The organism is Pseudomonas sp. TE9122 (assembly GCF_056278925.1).
This window is the reverse complement of record NZ_JBWBQI010000001.1, coordinates 1,047,827-1,063,944: the sequence shown is the minus strand read 5'-3', so window position 1 is coordinate 1,063,944 and position 16,118 is coordinate 1,047,827. Positions and strand designations below refer to the sequence as shown.

Sequence of the window (16,118 nt, the reverse complement as noted above, 5' to 3'; positions counted from 1 at the left end):
GTCATGCACGCACGTGATCAGGTTTTGCACGCGGCCGCCGAGTTGGTCGCCGCGTTTGCGCGTAACGATCGCGAAGCTTACTTCGGGGCGTTCAGCGCCGATGCCAGCTTCGTCTTCTACACCCTCGACCAGCCATTGCTGTCGCGCGATGCCTATCAGGCGTTGTGGGACCGCTGGCGTGCCGAGGATGGTTTCGAGGTGCTGTCGTGCACCTCGAGCAACGCCTTTGTCAGCCTGCAGGGTGACGTGGCGGTTTTCATCCATGACGTGGCCACCGAGCTGCGCATGCAAGGGGAGCAACATTTCAGCCAGGAGCGCGAGACGATTGTTTTCAGAAGACAAGCGTCGAGCCTAGAACAACAAGGCCTATGGCTGGCCTGTCACGAACATTTGTCCGCAATGCCGGAAGGGCTGCCACCCCCTTAGCCAATGGTGACGCTCACGCACGATGAGCGCGCCTGATGATCGGAGCAGATCATGAATAACAACAACAACGAAAAAAGCCTTAGCAGCATCGAAACAAACGGGGTCGAACAGATCCCGGATCATGAGCGCGACGCCCGACCCAGCGACCTGTTTCGCTTGATCTTCGGCGGCGCCAATACGTTTGCCACCGCTGTGCTCGGCAGTTTCCCGGTGCTCTTCGGCCTGTCGTTTCAGGCCGGTGTCTGGGCGATTGTCCTGGGTGTGGTGGTCGGTGCGCTGATCCTCGCGCCGATGGGCCTGTTCGGCCCGCTCAACGGTACCAATAACGCCGTGTCTTCCGGTGCGCACTTCGGCGTGCACGGGCGGATTGTCGGTTCGTTCCTGTCGTTGCTGACGGCGATCGCGTTCTTCTCGCTGTCAGTGTGGAGCTCGGGTGATGCGCTGGTCGGCGGCGCCAAACGCCTCGTCGATTTGCCGGAAACCGACCTGACCCTGGGCCTGGCCTACGGTCTGTTCGCGCTGCTGGTGCTGACCGTGTGCATCTACGGTTTCCGCATCATGCTGTGGGTCAACCGCATCGCCGTGTGGGCCGCGAGCCTGTTGTTCCTGCTCGGCATCTTCGCCTTCGCCCCTGCTTTCGACAGCCAGTACGCCGGCAGCGTGGCGCTGGGGCAGGCCGGGTTCTGGGCGGCATTCATCGGCGCGGCGCTGGTGGCGATGAGCAACCCGATTTCCTTCGGTGCGTTCCTCGGCGACTGGTCGCGCTATATCCCGCGTGAGACGCCGAAGGGCCGGATCATGCTGGCGGTGATCGCCGCGCAACTGGCGACGTTGATCCCATTCCTGTTCGGCCTTGCCACCGCCACCATCGTCGCGATCAAGGCGCCGGACTACATCGCCGCGAACAACTATGTCGGCGGCTTGCTGGCCGTGTCGCCGAGCTGGTTCTTCCTGCCGGTGTGCCTGATTGCGGTGATCGGCGGCATGTCCACCGGCACCACATCGCTGTATGGCACCGGGCTGGACATGTCCAGCGTGTTCCCGCGCGTGCTCTCCCGGGTCAAGGCGACCTTGCTGATCGGCGTGCTGTCGATCGCCTTTATCTTCATCGGCCGTTTTGCGGCGAACCTGGTGCAGAGCGTGTCGACCTTCGCCGTGCTGATCATCACCTGCACCACCCCATGGATGGTGATCATGATCATCGGCCTGGTGGTACGGCGCGGCTTCTACTGCCCGGATGACCTGCAAGTGTTCACCCGCGGTGAACAGGGCGGACGCTACTGGTTCAACCACGGCTGGAACTGGCGCGGCCTCGGCGCGTGGATCCCCAGCGCACTGGTCGGCCTGTGCTTCGTCAACCTGCCGGGGCAGTTCGTCGGCCCGCTGGGCGAATTGGCCGGCGGCATCGACATCAGTTTGCCGGTGACATTGGGCCTGGCGTCGGTGGTGTATCTGACGCTGCTCAAGCTGTTCCCGGAACCTCGGGAGGTGTTTGGGCCAACGGATGTGCGCAGTGAAGCCGCCATAAAACCCGAACTACGTCACGCCGCCTGAATAAACGCAAAACCCTGTGGGAGCGAGCCTGCTCGCGAAGACTTCAGCACATCCAACGTTGATGTGGCTGACAGACCGCCTTCGCGAGCAGGCTCGCTCCCACAGGAAGCCTTGCAGACCCCATTTGCTTCACCATAAAAAAGACAATCGGAGACACGCCATCATGGCTTTGGATTTATTCGTCGTCCTCATCTACGCCGCCGGCATGCTCTTGCTCGGCTATTTCGGCATGCGCAAGGCCAAGACCAACGAGGACTTTCTCGTCGCCGGTCGCAACCTCGGCCCGAGCCTGTACATGGGCACCATGGCCGCTACCGTGCTTGGCGGTGCGTCGACCGTCGGCACCGTGCGCCTGGGCTACGTGCATGGCATTTCCGGTTTCTGGCTATGTGCGGCACTGGGTTGCGGCATCGTTGCGCTGAACCTGTTCCTCGCCAAGCCGCTGCTGAAACTGAAGATCTACACCGTTACCCAGGTCCTGGAAAAACGCTACAACCCGATGGCCCGCTCGGCGAGCGCGGCAATCATGCTGGCTTATGCGCTGATGATCGGCGTGACCTCGATCCTCGCCATCGGCACCGTGCTGCAAGTGCTGTTCGGCCTGCCGTTCTGGATTTCGGTATTGCTCGGCGGTGGCGTGGTGGTGATCTATTCGGCGATCGGCGGCATGTGGTCGCTGACCCTGACCGACATCGTCCAGTTCATCATCAAGACCGTCGGCCTGATGTTCATCCTCTTGCCGATCTGCCTGTACCGTGTCGGCGGCTGGGATGAGCTGGTACTGAAACTGCCGGCCACTGCGTTCAACTTCACCACGATCGGCTGGGACACGATCATCACCTACTTCATGATCTACTTTTTCGGCATCCTCATCGGCCAGGACATCTGGCAACGGGTGTTCACCGTCAAGACCGCCAAGGTCGCGCAATACGCCGGCAGCATCGCTGGCATCTACTGCATCGTTTACGGCCTGGCGTGCGCGCTGATCGGCATGGCCGCGCACGTGCTGATTCCGGATCTGGACAACGTCAACAATGCCTTCGCGGCCATCGTCAAACTGTCGCTGCCCGATGGCATCCGTGGTCTGGTGATCGCGGCTGCACTGGCAGCGATGATGTCCACCGCCAGCGCCGGCCTGCTCGCCGCTGCCACCACGCTGACCGAAGACCTGCTGCCGAAGCTGCGTGGCGGCAAGCAGTCGAGCCTGCGCGTGAACCGCCTGTTCACGCTGCTGACCGGTGTCGTGGTGCTGGGTATCGCGCTGGTGGTGAATGACGTGATCAGCGCCCTCACCCTCGCCTACAACTTGTTGGTTGGCGGCATGCTGATTCCGTTGATCGGAGCGATCTTCTGGAAACGCGCAACCACTGCCGGCGCGATCGCCAGCATGGGCCTGGGCTTCGCCACAGCTCTGCTGTTCATGTTCAAGGATGGTCTGGATGCCAACACGCCGATCTACTACAGCCTGGCCGTTGGCCTGGTGAGTTTTGTCGTGGTCAGCCTGTTGTCCCGTCGCCCGGCGACCGTGGCAACGGCGGTATGAATCGGCTGTAACGACTTGATGTTTTCTTCAGCGGGTGTGGCGTCGGTAGCCACACCCGTTTTTTTCGCTTGGCGAAAAGCAAAAGATCGCAGCCTTCGGCAGCTCCTACCATTTGTAGAAACTGCCGACGGCTGCGATCCTGAAATCTCTGATCGGAGGTATTAACGGCGACGTGGCTGGCGCCGACGCTGTTCGTCGTCCGTGCGAATCGGTACCGGTTGCAGAGGCGGTTCGATCAAACCGAGGGCAACTCCCAAATCGTGCAGCCAGTTCTGGATTTTCTCTTTCATCGTCATGCCCCCTTCAGGGTGGTGCTGAGCGGCCGGAATTCTGAGGCCGCTTCGCACTGATAATAGTCCGAAGTCCTACGCAATGCTCGGCCAAATCCGCAATGATCTGTTACTGAATTGAACAGAATCTGTTGCGATTGGTTCACGCGGTTTCCCGCACTTCATGCAAAGCCACGGGATAGACCGCTTGCTGCACGTCGATCCAGGCATTCAGGTTGGCCCCGGCCATACCCTTGCGCCACATGAGCCATGTTGTCGCACCCGCGAACGGCTCGGCCAACGGATGCACCGCGACGCTTTCGCGACCCGGCAGGCTGGCGAGCATCGACTCGGCCATCAACGCCACACCACTGCCGGCAATCACACAGGCGAGCATGCCCTGATACGACTCGATCTCCATCGGCCGGCCCATCGCCGCATGGTAGTGAGAGAACCATGCCTCCAGGCGCATGCGATAGGAACAGCCCTGACGGAAGGTGAATACCGAACGCCCTTCCACGTCGCGCGCGCTGTGCACCGGTGGATGGTCGATTTCAGTGATCAGCACCAGCCGCTCCTCGCACAGCGGCACGCCATCGAGCCCGGCCAGTTGCAGCGGTCCGTCGACCAATGCCGCGTCGAGGCGGCCGGTGAGCAACCCTTCAAGCAGTTCGCCGGTCGGCGCCGATTGCACCTGCAAATTCACTGTCGGGTATTGCTTGTGATATCGCGCCAGCAACGTCGGCAGATGAATCGCCGCCGTGCTGTACATGGTGCCCAGCACGAAATCCCCGGCCGGTTGCCCGCCCATCACCGCCGCACTGGCCTGATCGCGCAGAGCGAAGAGTTTGCCGGTGTAGTCGAGCAGCACCTTGCCCGCCGGCGACAACTGCAAACGCTGCCGTTCGCGCACGAACAATTCGACACCCAGTTGCTCCTCGAGCTGTTTCAGGCGCGTCGACAGATTCGACGGCACACGATGCAGGCGCTCGGCGGCGCGGGTGATCGAGCCTTCCTCGGCGACCGCCTGGAATATCCGCAGTTGGCTGAATTCCACTGCTTTCTCCTGAACAGAACAAGTTACTCACTATTATTCAATTTTAAAGAAAGTCAATCGATCCTAGCCTGACGGTCATTGCTGCCTTGAAGGAAGCCCGACCATGTCGCCGCTGATACGTTTATCCGCCTGTTTCGTTGCCCTGATGATGGCCATGGGCATTGGCCGTTTCGCCCTGACGCCACAGATGCCGCACCTGCTCAGCGAAGGGCAGATCGACCTCACCGCCGCCGGGCTGATCGCGGCGGCCAACTACCTCGGCTATCTGCTTGGTGCTGTGGATGCCATGTTCGCGCAGCGGCCGCAGCAGGTGCAGCGACGGCTGCATGGCGGGCTGTGGCTGTGCGTGCTGCTGACACTGGCGTCGTTCTGGGCCAGCGGTTTCTGGTCGCACCTGCTGTTGCGCTTTGGCACCGGGGTGGCGAGTGCCTGGGTGCTGGTGATGATTACTTCGCTCAGCCAGCCGCTGGCGGCGGCAGCGGGTCGCCCGCGCTGGGGTGCTCTGGTTTTTGCCGGGCCGGGTCTGGGGATTTTTCTCACAGGCTTGCTGGCGCTGGTCTCACATCGATTGCAGCAGACATCGGCAACCCTGTGGCTGATTTACGCGGCGGCTGCGCTGCTGATGATGCTCGGCGTCTGGCGATTATTGCCGCAGCCCACGGCGGCAGCGAGGCCAGCGACAATGCATGTGAAAACAGCGAATCGAGGCATTGGCCGACTGGCGCTGGTGTATGCGCTGTACGGCATCGGCTACATCATTCCGGCGACGTTTCTGGCGCAAATGGCCAACGCGCAGTTTCATGGCCAGTGGCAGGCAGATCTGTTCTGGCCGTGTTTTGGCCTCGGCGCGGCGATCGGTGTGTGGCTGGTGAGCTTGCGTCGACATGATCCCGAGACCACGCGGCACTGGCTGATGGCGACGCTGTGGCTGCAAGCGGCCGGAGTGTTCGCCTGTCTGCTGGGCAGCGGCGTCGGCCTGGCGTTGGGGGTGATCCTCTGCGGCACGCCGTTTCTGGCGTGCATGCAACTGGTCATGCAGCGTTCGCGAGAGCTGGCGCCCCACGCCACTCAGCGCAACGCCGGGATGCTCACGGCGTGCTTCGCTGTCGGCCAACTGAGCGGCCCGCTGCTGGCGGCGCTGAGCAGCCATTTCAGCGGCGGTTTGCAGCCGGCGCTGCTGATCGCCGGTGCCGGCCTGTTGCTGGCCGGCGCGCTGGCGATGCAGGCCAAGGCTACTGGCCCAGCGCCTTGCGCAAACGCCGACGCAGCCACTGCTCGGCGCTGACGAAAGTGATGCCGAGCAGCACCAGCACGGCGCCGATGACGAAGTTCAGGCTCAACTGTTCGCCGAGCAGCAGCACGCCGAAGGTTACGCCGAACAACGGCGTCATGAACGAAAACACCGCAAGGTTGGCCGCCAGATAACGGCGCAGCAGCCAGAACCACACCAGGTAACTGAAGAACGACACCACCAGGCCCTGGAACAGCACACTGGCCACCGCCACGGTGGTCAGGCTGACGTGGGTGATCTGGCCGCTGAACAACGCGATCAACAGCAGACCGATAAAACCGACCAGCAACTGATAGAACAGGGTCAATGTCACCGGCGCTTCCGACAGTCGCGAGGCCCGCACCACCACGGTGGTCGCGCCCCAACAAGCGCCGGCCAATACGCCGAAGGCATCGCCCAGCAGCATGCGCCGATCAAGGTTGTCCCACGACACACCGCCGGCGAAGGCAATCGCGATGCCGATGAACGCCAGCAGAATCCCCAGCCATTGCAACGGGCGCAACCGCTCGCTGGCCAGCAGGAAATGCACGCCGAGTGCGGTGAAGATCGGCGCGGTGTAGAGGAACACCGACATGTGCGCGGCGGTGGTCAGTTGCAGGCCTTCGGCGATGAACAGGAATTCCAGACCAAACAGCGCACCGGCCAGCAAACCGCCGCGCCAGGTGCTGCCGACCTGATCCCAGCCACCCTTCCAGCAGATCAGCAAACCGACCAGCAACGCAGAAATTCCCGAGCGCCCCGCCGCTTGCATCACCGGCGCGATGTCAGTCGCCGCCCATTTGATCAGGACTTGCTGCACACCCCAGATCAGGCACAGGCCGATCATCACTTGCAGGGCAAAACCGTCGGCATTGCGCCGCTCGGCACTCACCGCAACACCTCGAACACACACAACATGGCAGGCCATCCAATGGTCAGAAAACAGTGTCGGGGATTATCAATCAGATGCGCGGAAAAAGCCGTCTGGAAAAGACCTTTATTTGGTCAGTGGCGTCAGCGCTGAATGGTTGACGGCTGCGCCGTCATTCGCGGGCAAGCCCGCTCCCACAGAGGGTTCGGTGAACATGTGGGAGCGAGCCTGCTCGCGAAGAGGCAGCATTGCCAACACAACTGCCGGAGCAGCTCAGGCAAACCGCTTCGCCACCAAATAACCCACCGTGCAAGCAACGGCCGTCGCCACTGTCCCCCACGCCCAATCCATCAAACTCACCTGCACCGACCAGTCGCGCAATGTCGCCCAATTGGTCAGGTCATAAGTGCCGTACGCCACCAGCCCCAACAGCGCACCAAGCTTCGCCGCTCGCTGCCAGCTCAGCGCCGGCAAGACCACGAATACCACGCAGCCAATAACGTACAGGCAATAAAAAACCGCTGCGGGCAACAGCAGCGGTTTATCCAGCATCAGCGAACCGAGCAGTTCGCGATAGGTCGGCGCCATCAGCAGCCCGAGCCAGATCCCATCGAGCAGCAGAAACGTCAGTAGCGTCGAGACGTATGCGATCAGCGCCTTTTTCATTGGCTCACCCCTTTAGATGTGGGAGCCGCCGACTTTCAAGATCAAGATCAAAAGATCGCAGCCTTCGGCAGCTTCTACATGGGCCTGCGGTGAGTCAGGTTAGTTCAATGCGATCGGCGTGAATGACGATCTTGCCTTCCTTGTACAGCGAGCCGATGGCTTTCTTGAAGTTGCCCTTGCTGACGCCGAACAGGCTGCTGATCAACGCCGGATCACTCTTGTCGCTGACCGCCAGGGTGCCGTCGTTTTCGCGCAACTTGCCGAGGATCTTCGAACTCAGGCTGCTCGCCGCTTCCTGGCCAACCGGTTGCAGGCTCAGGCTGATCTTGCCGTCGGCGCGCACTTCCTTGATGAAGCCTTTCTCGCGCATGCCTGAACGCATGAACTTGAAGATCTCGTTCTTGTGGATCAGGCCCCAGTGCTTGTTGTTGATGATCGCCTTGAAGCCCATGTCGGTGGCTTCGGCCACCAGCAGATCAACTTCCTGGCCCGGGCTGTAGGTGGCCGGGGTTTTGTCGAGGTAACGATCAAGACGCGCGGTGGCGGTGATGCGGCGCGTGTGTTTGTCGAGGTAAACGTGCACCACGCAGTATTCGCCAGCGGTCATCTGGCGCTTTTCTTCCGAGTACGGCAGCAACAGATCCTTCGGCAAGCCCCAGTCGAGGAACACGCCGATGCTGTTGACTTCAACCACTTTCAGGCTGGCAAACTCGCCGACCTGAACTTTGGGTTTTTCCGTGGTGGCGAGAAGTTTGTCTTCGCTGTCCAGATAAATGAATACGTTGAGCCAGTCTTCATCTTCGCTGGGAATATCTTTGGGGATATAACGGTTGGGCAAAAGAATTTCGCCATCGGCACCGCCGTCCAGATATAAACCGAAGTTAGTGTGTTTAACCACTTGCAAACTGTTGTAACGCCCGACTAAAGCCATTTCCGAAACCCTCAATACGTGGGCGGCATTCTACCCGTTTTTGCCGCAGACGTCGGGCGACAGATCCTCGCAGCGGAAAATCTGCGTCAACCTGTTGATTTTGCTTGATCACTGCCCGGTGAGGTGCCGCTCGTCAGTCCGGTCGGGCGGCTTGCGGCTGTGCGCAATCGCCTCACACTCGCGCGATGTTCTTATTTAAAACAGGGAGTTAGCGAAACATTAATAGTGTCGAACCGGCAATAATGCAGCGCTGCGGGTGGTTATTCCGGGGGATATTTACCAAGCTATTGTCAAGTTATTCCTGTACGATGCCTGGCCGAGTTACTTTTCTAAAGGTTAATGGCCGCCATGCGTGTAAAAGCATCCACCAGCAAAGCAAAGCCAGCTCCAGCCGTTGAAACCAGCGAATCGATCAACGATCAGATCGCAGCATTCCTCAAGTCCGGCGGCGAGATCCAGCAAATTGCCAAAGGCGTCAGTGGCCAGACATTCGGCCCGTCCAAGCAGATCAGCCTGGGCAAGAAGTAACACCGGTTTTACCCCGTCCAGAGGCGCTTTGAGCTTCGAAGCGCCTGGACTGGCACCGCGCAATACCCCTTCGCTTTAAACAAAAATCTCCGAAAATCGACGAACGGCCATCAATGCCGGGCATTCGCCGGTATCCTTGCACGCGTCTAGATCAAGCGTTTCAGCAGGCCTTCGCCCTGCGCTCGCGGTTCATGGAGTGACGCATGCGCCCATTTCCCTGTTTATTGTTCGTCAGCCTGCTGTCAGGCGCGACCGCGCACGCGCAGGTTTTTCAGGGCGAACTGGGTGACTTCGATCTCAAGCTCGGCACCACGCCCAGCCGCAGCATGGCCCAGGGCCTGGTCAAGCCGGCGGCGGTCGGCTCGTTCCACGGTGGCCTTGATCTGAGCCACGACAGCGGCGTGTATTTCGGTCAGTACGCGCCGAGCATGGGCATCAGCCCGGGCAAGAACCTCGAGATCGATTCCTACGTCGGCTTCAAGCAGCCGTTCGATCAGGTGCTCGGCTATGAAGTCGGGATGATCCATTACAGCTATCCCCGCGTGGACACCCTCGACAGCCAGGAGCTGTTTGGTGGCCTGACTCTGCTCGGCAGTCGCTTCGGCATTGCCCTGAGCAACGACCCGGATAAACAGAACAACACCTTGTTTGCCGACCTCACTGGCAATCAGCCGTTCGGCATCGGCGTGAGCATGAAATACACCACGCACCAATTGAACACACCGGTGGCGGTGGACGGCGGTTACATCAGCAGTTTCACCGATTGGTCGGTGAAGCTGTCGCGACCATTCATGGGTGTCGATCTCGATCTGATCTACAGCAATTCCAGCCTCAGCGGCAGCGATTGCTCGGCCTATTCCGGGCACAACAGCGAGTGCGACGGCCTCGTCACCCTCAAGGCTGTACGCACGTTCTATTGATCGGCTGAACTGCCGCGCGCATCCTGCATCACATAAGAATCAGATTTCCGACGCCAGGCTCTCGCAAGGATTTGCCCATGTCTCGCTGGTTCAAACAGATTGCCGCCCTGCTCATCTTCACTCTCGCCCTCGGCGCTTGCAGCCGCGTGGGCCTTGCCTACCGCAACCTCGACGTGATTATTCCATGGTCGCTAAGTGACTACGTGGACATGAACGGCGAGCAGAAAGACTGGTTCAACGACCGGCTCAAAGAACACCTGAGCTGGCATTGCACCACGCAGTTACCCGATTACCTCGACTGGCTGGACCGTTTGCAGGCCATGGTTGAAAGCAATCAGGTCACCGACGTCGCCCTGCAGGAGCGCACCGCCGAAGCCAAGCAGGCCATTGCCGAAACCGCCCGGGAAATCACCCCTTCGGCCATTGAGTTGCTGCAGGGCCTGGACGATAAACAGGTCGCAGAAATGAACGACGCGTTTGCCAAGGATTTGCGCAAACGTCAGCAGGAATACGTGAAACCGCCGTTGGCCCAACAGATCAAGGAACGCGGCGAGCGCATGGAAAAACGCCTGAACGACTGGCTGGGTCCGCTCAGCGACACACAGAAACAACGCGTCGCGGCCTGGACCAACGCCTTGGGCGACCAGAACACTCAATGGATCGCCAACCGCGCGCACTGGCAGCAACAGTTCAGTGCCGCCGTTGCGCAACGCCAAAGCCCGGAATTCCCACAACGCATCGAGACACTTCTAGTCAACCGCGAGCGGTTGTGGACAGCGGACTACCGCGAGGCCTACGCCAACACTGAAGCCCAGGCACGCTCGCTGTTTGTCGATCTGATGGCGCAGAGCACGCCGCAACAGCGTGAGCGGTTGTTGAAGAAAATCGAGAGAGTGCGTAAGGACTTCAATGACCTGAAATGTCTGAAGGCCGCTCAGAAACCTTGAGATTACTGGAATCCAATGTGGGAGCGAGCCTGCTCGCGAAAGCGGTGTATCAGACAGTTCAATGTCACTGACAAACCGTATTCGCGAGCAGGCTCGCTCCCACAGGGGGATTTCGCTGGCTCAGGCGATTTGAGCCTTTGAAGCGACTTCATCAAATGTCACCTCATCCAGCGCATCCTCCTGCTCATCCAGCACCTGACGCGGGTGGTCGTTGCCGGGGATGCTGCTGTCGATCAGGCTCAGCAGGCTGGAACCGCGCTGCGTCAGAATGAAATTGTTGCCGGTACTGCCTTCATGATCCGGACGCGGCTCGATATAACCACGGTCAAGCAGCAGACTTTCATACTCACAGGCCAACGTTTTCAAATGGTCGAGATTCTCGATCGGCTCGCCAGCGCTGGCTTTCTCGGCCGCGTAGGCTTCGGCATAAGCGCGGGGAGCGAAGCTCTGTCCAGCGCTGTTCTGCACTTCATGCAGCAAACGTTCAATCAAATCCCAGTTATAAGTTGTCATCCTGGTTCAACCTCCGGTGCGGGTGATTTGTGCCGCTTTCAAAGGTTGTGACCCAAGCGCTGCGCAGCCGTTCAGCCGCATATCTTCGCGGCGACCGACCGGCGGTCTGTCGATTCTCTCGCTGGTTAAACGACTAGTCTGAAACAGCCGGTTCAACACGCAGGAGACATGGTCATGAACGTTGCAAACCATCCGGTGGTATCACGCGAAGAATGGCTCGCCGCCCGTCAGCAGCATCTGGCCCGCGAAAAAGCCTTCACCCGAGACCGCGATCGCCTCAGCGCCGAGCGCCGCGCCATGCCGTGGGTGAAAGTCGACAAGGACTATCATTTTCAAGGGCCGAACGGCGAGCTCAAGCTCAACGACCTGTTTGGCAACAACAGCCAGTTGGTCATCTATCACTTCATGTTTGCCAAAGGCTGGGAGCAGGGCTGCCAGGGCTGCTCGTTCCTCAGTGACCACATTGATGGCGCCAACCAGCACCTGGCCCATCACGACGTCGCAGTTGTCGCCGTTTCCCACGCGCCGTTGCGCGAGTTTCAGGCGTTCAAACAACGCATGGGCTGGAAATTCGACTGGGTCTCGTCAGAAGGTTGCGATTTCAATTACGACTTCGGCGTCTGCGCCCGGGCTGAAGATGTCGCCGAGGGCAAGGCTACCTACAATTACGAAAAAACCGACAGCGCCGAGGAAGAAATGCCGGGGCTGAGCGTGTTTTATCGCAATGACGAAGGCGAGATTTTTCACACCTATTCAACGTACGCACGCGGTCTGGACATGCTGGTCGGCGCTTACCACTACCTTGATCTGACGCCCAAGGGCAGGAATGAAGACGAGATCATGGAATGGGTGCGACATCATGATCGGTATGACGGTGTGCCGAAGTCGGGTTGCTGTCATGGTGAGCAGCGATCTTGAGTTCACTGTGGAGAAAACACACGAGGACCTGTGGGAGCGAGCCTGCTCGCGAAAAACGATTACACGACAAGGCGGTGCTAACGTGTCGCCTGTTTCGCGAGCAGGCTCGCTCCCAAGGAGAACAATGTCTGGTTGGGAATTTGGCACGCACGTCGAAATGTTGTTCAACGCTGTATCGTTTGTGCCGTATTAAGCCGACAGGGCTCTGCGGATGTGCGTCCGCTATAATACGAGGTTCTGACATGGACAGGCGCCAATGCAAAAGCTCAGTTTAGAAACCAAAAAAATCTGGTTTGCCAAGCATCGCAAAGCCAACTTCGCAGCGAGTTTGCGTCTTGAAGGTTTCGTTCCGTCTGCTTGTGAAGGCGAGATCAAGCTGCCGACGCGAGAGGCCGCGTTGAAAGCTATCTTGCAATTAGCTGAAACGTAGCTGTGGACTTTGATCCGCATTCCTCCTGCGAAGCTTACTGAACTTTTGCCACGCTTCAGCCCTCAACCGGTTAACCCGCCTTAACCGGAACTGAGGCCTGCCCATGAAAATCCTGATCAAGCTCTCCCTCGCCGCCACTCTCGCCTGCGCCCTGCCCGTCTGGGCTTGCACGCCGGAAGAGGCGACGATCAAACGCGAACAACTGGCCAAGGAAGTCTCAAAGCTCACCGAGCAGAATCCGGAAAAAGCCAAGGAGATTAACGCCGAGTTGCAGAAAATGGATCTGGGCACGGCCAGCGCCGATCTGCCGGACAAGTGCCAGTTGATCGATCAGCGTTTGAAGGAACTGGGATCGGCGGAGAAAAAAGCCGACAGTTGAGGACGAAAAAAAAACCGGACATTGTCCGGTTTTTTTATGCGCGTTCTAAAGCTTACTCAGCCGCAGGTTCTGCTGGCTTGCGACGCTTGAGCGGGGCCATGCCGTCGCTGCTCACCAGAGAATCCGGCTTTGGACGGTTGACGCTCTTGCGCTTGGTCGGCGTCTTGGCGGCGGTTTTCTTCTTGTCGCCCTTGGCGTCGGTCTTTTTCTTCTTCACGCCGACGGCTTTGCCCGAGGCCTTGACCTTTTTCGGCCCGCCGTAGGTGCCTTTGACTTCCTTGATGGTGCGGCGCTCGAAGCTTTGCTTCAGGTAGCGCTCGATGCTCGACATCAGGTTCCAGTCGCCGTGGCAGATCAGCGAGATCGCCAGGCCATCGTTGCCGGCGCGGCCGGTACGACCGATGCGGTGCACGTACTCGTCGCCGCTGCGTGGCATGTCGAAGTTGATCACCAGATCCAGACCGTCGACGTCCAGACCACGGGCCGCAACGTCAGTCGCGACGAGGATCTTTACGCCGCCCTGTTTCAGTCGATCGATCGCCAGTTTGCGATCCTTCTGGTCTTTCTCGCCGTGCAGCACGAACGCCTTGTATTCCTGGGCCACGAGGCGGCCGTAGATGCGGTCGGCCATGGCGCGAGTGTTGGTGAAGACGATGGCCTTCTGGTAGGTCTCGTTGGCCAGCAGCCAGTTCACAATCTGCTCTTTGTGCTGATTGTGGTCGGCGGTGATGATTTGCTGACGAGTCGTCGAGTTGAGCTGGCTGACGGCGTTGAGCTGCAGGTGCTCAGGGTTGTTCAGGACCTTGGCGATCATTTCGCGCAGGCCGGAACCGCCGGTGGTGGCGGAGAACAGCATGGTCTGCTGACGGTTCGGGCACTCATCGACCAGACGCTGCACGTCTTCGGCGAAACCCATGTCGAGCATGCGGTCGGCTTCGTCGAGCACCAGCACTTCGACTTCTTTCAGGTCGAGGTTGCCGGCGTTGAGCTGCTCGATCATCCGCCCCGGGGTGCCGATGAGGATGTCCGGCACTTTGCGCAGCATGGCGGCCTGCACCTTGAAGTCTTCGCCGCCAGTGATCAGGCCGGACTTGATGAAGGTGAACTGCGAGAAGCGTTCGACTTCCTTCAAAGTCTGCTGGGCCAGCTCACGGGTTGGCAGCAGGATCAGCGTCTTGATGCTGACGCGGATCTTCGCCGGGCCGATCAGGCGATTGAGGATCGGCAGGACGAAAGCGGCGGTTTTGCCGCTACCGGTTTGCGCCGTCACCCGCAGATCACGCCCCTGGAGCGCCAGCGGGATGGCCGCGGCTTGCACTGGCGTTGGCTCGACAAATTTCAGCTCGGCCACGGCTTTGAGCAGGCGTTCGTGCAGGGCGAATTGGGAAAACACGGGTGCTACCTCGAAGATATGCAAAAAAACAGCTGCATAGGTTACCGGTTTCGAGCGCTCAGGCCGAGTTTCTTTGTGCAAACGGCGACAATCAGTGATTTTTTTGTTGCCCGATTTGTCACTCGCTGCAATACACAGCGTCTTAAATGCTCTAATCGGCCCTCGCGTCTTACAGAAGAAACGTTTCGCTCATGGATATCAAACAGCTCTGGCTCAAAGCCCAAGGCCTCTGGGGCACGCTCGAAGAGCACCCACTTCTGCAATCGGGACTGGCGCTGCTGGTGCTGCTGGTCATCGCGCTGGTGCTCGGGCGAGTGGCGCGTTACCTGATCCTGCACGCCAGCCGCATGCTCGGCCGCCAACCGGCGCTGCACTGGATCAACGACTTTCGCCACAACAAGGTGTTTCAACGACTGGCGCAGATGACGCCGTCGCTGGTGATCCAGTTCGGCCTGCATCTGGTGCCGGAGCTGAGCAAAACCGCGATGAATTTCCTCGGCAACGTCGCGCTGGCCTTCACCATTCTGTTCCTGCTGCTGGCGGTCAGCGCCCTGCTCAACGCCCTGCTCGACATCTACGCGCGCACCGAGCATGCGCGTACACGCTCGATCAAAGGCTACGTGCAACTGGCGAAAATGGTTTTGTACGTGTTCGGCGCGATCATCATCGTCGCTACATTGATCGACCGTTCACCGCTGTTGCTGCTGTCGGGTCTGGGTGCGATGTCGGCGGTGATTCTGTTGGTCTACAAGGACACGCTGCTGTCGTTCGTTGCCAGCGTGCAACTGACCAGCAACGACATGCTGCGGGTCGGCGACTGGATCGAGATGCCGCAAGTCGGCGCCGATGGCGACGTGGTCGACATCACGTTGCACACGGTCAAAGTGCAGAACTTCGACAAGACGATCGTCTCGATCCCAACCTGGCGCCTGATGTCCGAGTCATTCAAGAACTGGCGCGGCATGCAGCAGTCCGGCGGTCGGCGGATCAAGCGCAGCCTGTTCATCGATGCCAGCGGCGTGCGCTTCATCCGCGACGACGAGGAAGAAAAGCTTTCGCAGGTGCACCTGCTGACCGACTACATGGGCCGCAAGAAAGCCGAGCTCAAGGCCTGGAACGAAGCGCAGGGCAATGTCGCGGCGATGTCGGCCAACCGCCGCCGCATGACCAATATCGGCACCTTCCGCGCCTATGCGCTGGCGTATCTGAAGAGTCACCCGGAGATTCAGCCGAACATGACCTGCATGGTCCGGCAGATGCAAACCACCGCGCAGGGCATTCCGCTGGAAATCTACTGCTTCACCCGCACCACGGTGTGGGCCGATTACGAGCGGATTCAGGGGGATATTTTCGATTACCTGCTGGCGGTGCTGCCGGAGTTCGGGTTGAGCCTGTATCAACAGCCGAGTGGAGGGGATTTGCGCGCAGGCTTGCTGCCAGCGGTGTTGGGCTCGGCGAGTATTCCCGAGCCGGAAAAACACCTGATGTAACTTACTAATCACA

The 16,118-nt window shown here is 59.6% G+C and carries 18 protein-coding genes; 11 read left to right on the top strand and 7 right to left on the bottom strand.

The annotated features are described in order from the left end of the window. Window positions 1-3: 3 nt before the first annotated feature. From ACZ9BE_RS04705 to ACZ9BE_RS04695, 3 genes are all read left to right on the top strand, one after another. Window positions 4-426 (top strand): YybH family protein, encoded by a 423-nt coding sequence (locus ACZ9BE_RS04705; protein ID WP_150636595.1) that lies wholly within the window; start codon window positions 4-6, stop codon window positions 424-426. 51 nt (window positions 427-477) lie between these two features. Beyond that, window positions 478-1,980 carry a purine-cytosine permease family protein gene (locus ACZ9BE_RS04700; RefSeq protein ID WP_476248961.1) on the top strand — a complete coding sequence of 501 codons (1,503 nt, stop codon included), beginning with the start codon at window positions 478-480 and terminating at the stop codon, window positions 1,978-1,980. Between the two features lie 163 nt (window positions 1,981-2,143). After that, window positions 2,144-3,523, top strand: coding sequence for a sodium:solute symporter family protein (locus ACZ9BE_RS04695; RefSeq protein WP_150636591.1), 1,380 nt, complete (start codon window positions 2,144-2,146; stop codon window positions 3,521-3,523). A gap of 161 nt (window positions 3,524-3,684) precedes the next feature. On the opposite strand, the gene ACZ9BE_RS04690 is transcribed toward ACZ9BE_RS04695, so the two are convergent. Then, window positions 3,685-3,813, bottom strand: a complete 129-nt coding sequence (locus ACZ9BE_RS04690) for a PA1414 family protein (RefSeq protein ID WP_003184145.1) — start codon at window positions 3,811-3,813, stop codon at window positions 3,685-3,687. 142 nt (window positions 3,814-3,955) lie between these two features. Further along, entirely contained in the window at window positions 3,956-4,849 is an 894-nt protein-coding gene (ptrR, locus tag ACZ9BE_RS04685) for a putrescine utilization regulator PtrR (RefSeq protein WP_476248960.1), read from the bottom strand. Window positions 4,850-4,952: 103 nt separating this feature from the next. Here ptrR and ACZ9BE_RS04680 point away from each other — a divergent pair, with 103 nt between their 5' ends. Further along, window positions 4,953-6,134 (top strand): MFS transporter, encoded by a 1,182-nt coding sequence (locus tag ACZ9BE_RS04680; protein ID WP_375123263.1) that lies wholly within the window; start codon window positions 4,953-4,955, stop codon window positions 6,132-6,134. On the opposite strand, the gene ACZ9BE_RS04675 is transcribed toward ACZ9BE_RS04680, so the two are convergent. The 3 genes from ACZ9BE_RS04675 to ACZ9BE_RS04665 all read right to left on the bottom strand — a co-directional run bounded on the left by ACZ9BE_RS04675 (window position 6,082) and on the right by ACZ9BE_RS04665 (window position 8,587). Continuing rightward, entirely contained in the window at window positions 6,082-7,011 is a 930-nt protein-coding gene (locus ACZ9BE_RS04675) for a DMT family transporter (protein WP_041478962.1), read from the bottom strand. The genes ACZ9BE_RS04680 and ACZ9BE_RS04675 overlap by 53 nt on opposite strands. Window positions 7,012-7,263: 252 nt before the next feature. Continuing rightward, on the bottom strand, window positions 7,264-7,656 hold the full coding sequence (locus ACZ9BE_RS04670) for a DUF2177 family protein (protein ID WP_150636587.1): 393 nt from the start codon (window positions 7,654-7,656) through the stop codon (window positions 7,264-7,266). A gap of 94 nt (window positions 7,657-7,750) precedes the next feature. Beyond that, window positions 7,751-8,587 carry a CvfB family protein gene (locus ACZ9BE_RS04665; protein ID WP_016771157.1) on the bottom strand — a complete coding sequence of 279 codons (837 nt, stop codon included), beginning with the start codon at window positions 8,585-8,587 and terminating at the stop codon, window positions 7,751-7,753. Between the two features lie 339 nt (window positions 8,588-8,926). On the opposite strand from ACZ9BE_RS04665, the gene ACZ9BE_RS04660 reads away from it, so the two are divergent. The 3 genes from ACZ9BE_RS04660 (at window position 8,927) to ACZ9BE_RS04650 (ending at window position 10,982) form a co-directional block, all read left to right on the top strand. Further along, window positions 8,927-9,115 (top strand): hypothetical protein, encoded by a 189-nt coding sequence (locus ACZ9BE_RS04660; RefSeq protein ID WP_016985943.1) that lies wholly within the window; start codon window positions 8,927-8,929, stop codon window positions 9,113-9,115. A gap of 203 nt (window positions 9,116-9,318) precedes the next feature. Next, on the top strand, window positions 9,319-10,035 hold the full coding sequence (locus ACZ9BE_RS04655; RefSeq protein WP_252877671.1) for a TorF family putative porin: 717 nt from the start codon (window positions 9,319-9,321) through the stop codon (window positions 10,033-10,035). Window positions 10,036-10,112: 77 nt separating this feature from the next. Further along, complete coding sequence (locus tag ACZ9BE_RS04650) at window positions 10,113-10,982, top strand: DUF6279 family lipoprotein (protein WP_476248959.1); 870 nt, start codon at window positions 10,113-10,115, stop codon at window positions 10,980-10,982. A 120-nt stretch (window positions 10,983-11,102) separates the two neighbouring features. Here the strand turns inward: ACZ9BE_RS04650 and ACZ9BE_RS04645 are convergent, their stop codons facing one another. Then, window positions 11,103-11,495, bottom strand: a complete 393-nt coding sequence (locus ACZ9BE_RS04645; RefSeq protein ID WP_095180673.1) for a transcriptional regulator — start codon at window positions 11,493-11,495, stop codon at window positions 11,103-11,105. Window positions 11,496-11,669: 174 nt separating this feature from the next. On the opposite strand from ACZ9BE_RS04645, the gene ACZ9BE_RS04640 reads away from it, so the two are divergent. The 3 genes from ACZ9BE_RS04640 to ACZ9BE_RS04630 all read left to right on the top strand — a co-directional run bounded on the left by ACZ9BE_RS04640 (window position 11,670) and on the right by ACZ9BE_RS04630 (window position 13,222). Next, complete coding sequence (locus tag ACZ9BE_RS04640; RefSeq protein ID WP_476248958.1) at window positions 11,670-12,413, top strand: DUF899 domain-containing protein; 744 nt, start codon at window positions 11,670-11,672, stop codon at window positions 12,411-12,413. 256 nt (window positions 12,414-12,669) lie between these two features. Further along, window positions 12,670-12,843 (top strand): YhfG family protein, encoded by a 174-nt coding sequence (locus ACZ9BE_RS04635; RefSeq protein ID WP_110645024.1) that lies wholly within the window; start codon window positions 12,670-12,672, stop codon window positions 12,841-12,843. 103 nt (window positions 12,844-12,946) lie between these two features. Beyond that, window positions 12,947-13,222: a hypothetical protein gene (locus ACZ9BE_RS04630; protein WP_041478956.1), complete on the top strand. Its 276-nt coding sequence runs from the start codon at window positions 12,947-12,949 to the stop codon at window positions 13,220-13,222. Window positions 13,223-13,274: 52 nt separating this feature from the next. On the opposite strand, the gene ACZ9BE_RS04625 is transcribed toward ACZ9BE_RS04630, so the two are convergent. Next, window positions 13,275-14,615 carry a DEAD/DEAH box helicase gene (locus tag ACZ9BE_RS04625; RefSeq protein WP_024012040.1) on the bottom strand — a complete coding sequence of 447 codons (1,341 nt, stop codon included), beginning with the start codon at window positions 14,613-14,615 and terminating at the stop codon, window positions 13,275-13,277. A gap of 191 nt (window positions 14,616-14,806) precedes the next feature. Between ACZ9BE_RS04625 and ACZ9BE_RS04620 the strand changes: the two genes are divergently transcribed. Continuing rightward, on the top strand, window positions 14,807-16,105 hold the full coding sequence (locus ACZ9BE_RS04620) for a mechanosensitive ion channel family protein (protein WP_056783642.1): 1,299 nt from the start codon (window positions 14,807-14,809) through the stop codon (window positions 16,103-16,105). Window positions 16,106-16,118 lie beyond the last annotated feature (13 nt).

Coding starts and splice junctions, on each gene's coding strand:
- ACZ9BE_RS04705 (WP_150636595.1), top strand. CDS start 4: ATGCACGCACGTGATCAGGTTTTGCACGCGGCCGCCGAGTTGGTCGCC.
- ACZ9BE_RS04700 (WP_476248961.1), top strand. CDS start 478: ATGAATAACAACAACAACGAAAAAAGCCTTAGCAGCATCGAAACAAAC.
- ACZ9BE_RS04695 (WP_150636591.1), top strand. CDS start 2,144: ATGGCTTTGGATTTATTCGTCGTCCTCATCTACGCCGCCGGCATGCTC.
- ACZ9BE_RS04690 (WP_003184145.1), bottom strand. CDS start 3,813: ATGAAAGAGAAAATCCAGAACTGGCTGCACGATTTGGGAGTTGCCCTC.
- ACZ9BE_RS04680 (WP_375123263.1), top strand. CDS start 4,953: ATGTCGCCGCTGATACGTTTATCCGCCTGTTTCGTTGCCCTGATGATG.
- ACZ9BE_RS04670 (WP_150636587.1), bottom strand. CDS start 7,656: ATGAAAAAGGCGCTGATCGCATACGTCTCGACGCTACTGACGTTTCTG.
- ACZ9BE_RS04665 (WP_016771157.1), bottom strand. CDS start 8,587: ATGGCTTTAGTCGGGCGTTACAACAGTTTGCAAGTGGTTAAACACACT.
- ACZ9BE_RS04660 (WP_016985943.1), top strand. CDS start 8,927: ATGGCCGCCATGCGTGTAAAAGCATCCACCAGCAAAGCAAAGCCAGCT.
- ACZ9BE_RS04655 (WP_252877671.1), top strand. CDS start 9,319: ATGCGCCCATTTCCCTGTTTATTGTTCGTCAGCCTGCTGTCAGGCGCG.
- ACZ9BE_RS04650 (WP_476248959.1), top strand. CDS start 10,113: ATGTCTCGCTGGTTCAAACAGATTGCCGCCCTGCTCATCTTCACTCTC.
- ACZ9BE_RS04645 (WP_095180673.1), bottom strand. CDS start 11,495: ATGACAACTTATAACTGGGATTTGATTGAACGTTTGCTGCATGAAGTG.
- ACZ9BE_RS04640 (WP_476248958.1), top strand. CDS start 11,670: ATGAACGTTGCAAACCATCCGGTGGTATCACGCGAAGAATGGCTCGCC.
- ACZ9BE_RS04635 (WP_110645024.1), top strand. CDS start 12,670: ATGCAAAAGCTCAGTTTAGAAACCAAAAAAATCTGGTTTGCCAAGCAT.
- ACZ9BE_RS04630 (WP_041478956.1), top strand. CDS start 12,947: ATGAAAATCCTGATCAAGCTCTCCCTCGCCGCCACTCTCGCCTGCGCC.
- ACZ9BE_RS04620 (WP_056783642.1), top strand. CDS start 14,807: ATGGATATCAAACAGCTCTGGCTCAAAGCCCAAGGCCTCTGGGGCACG.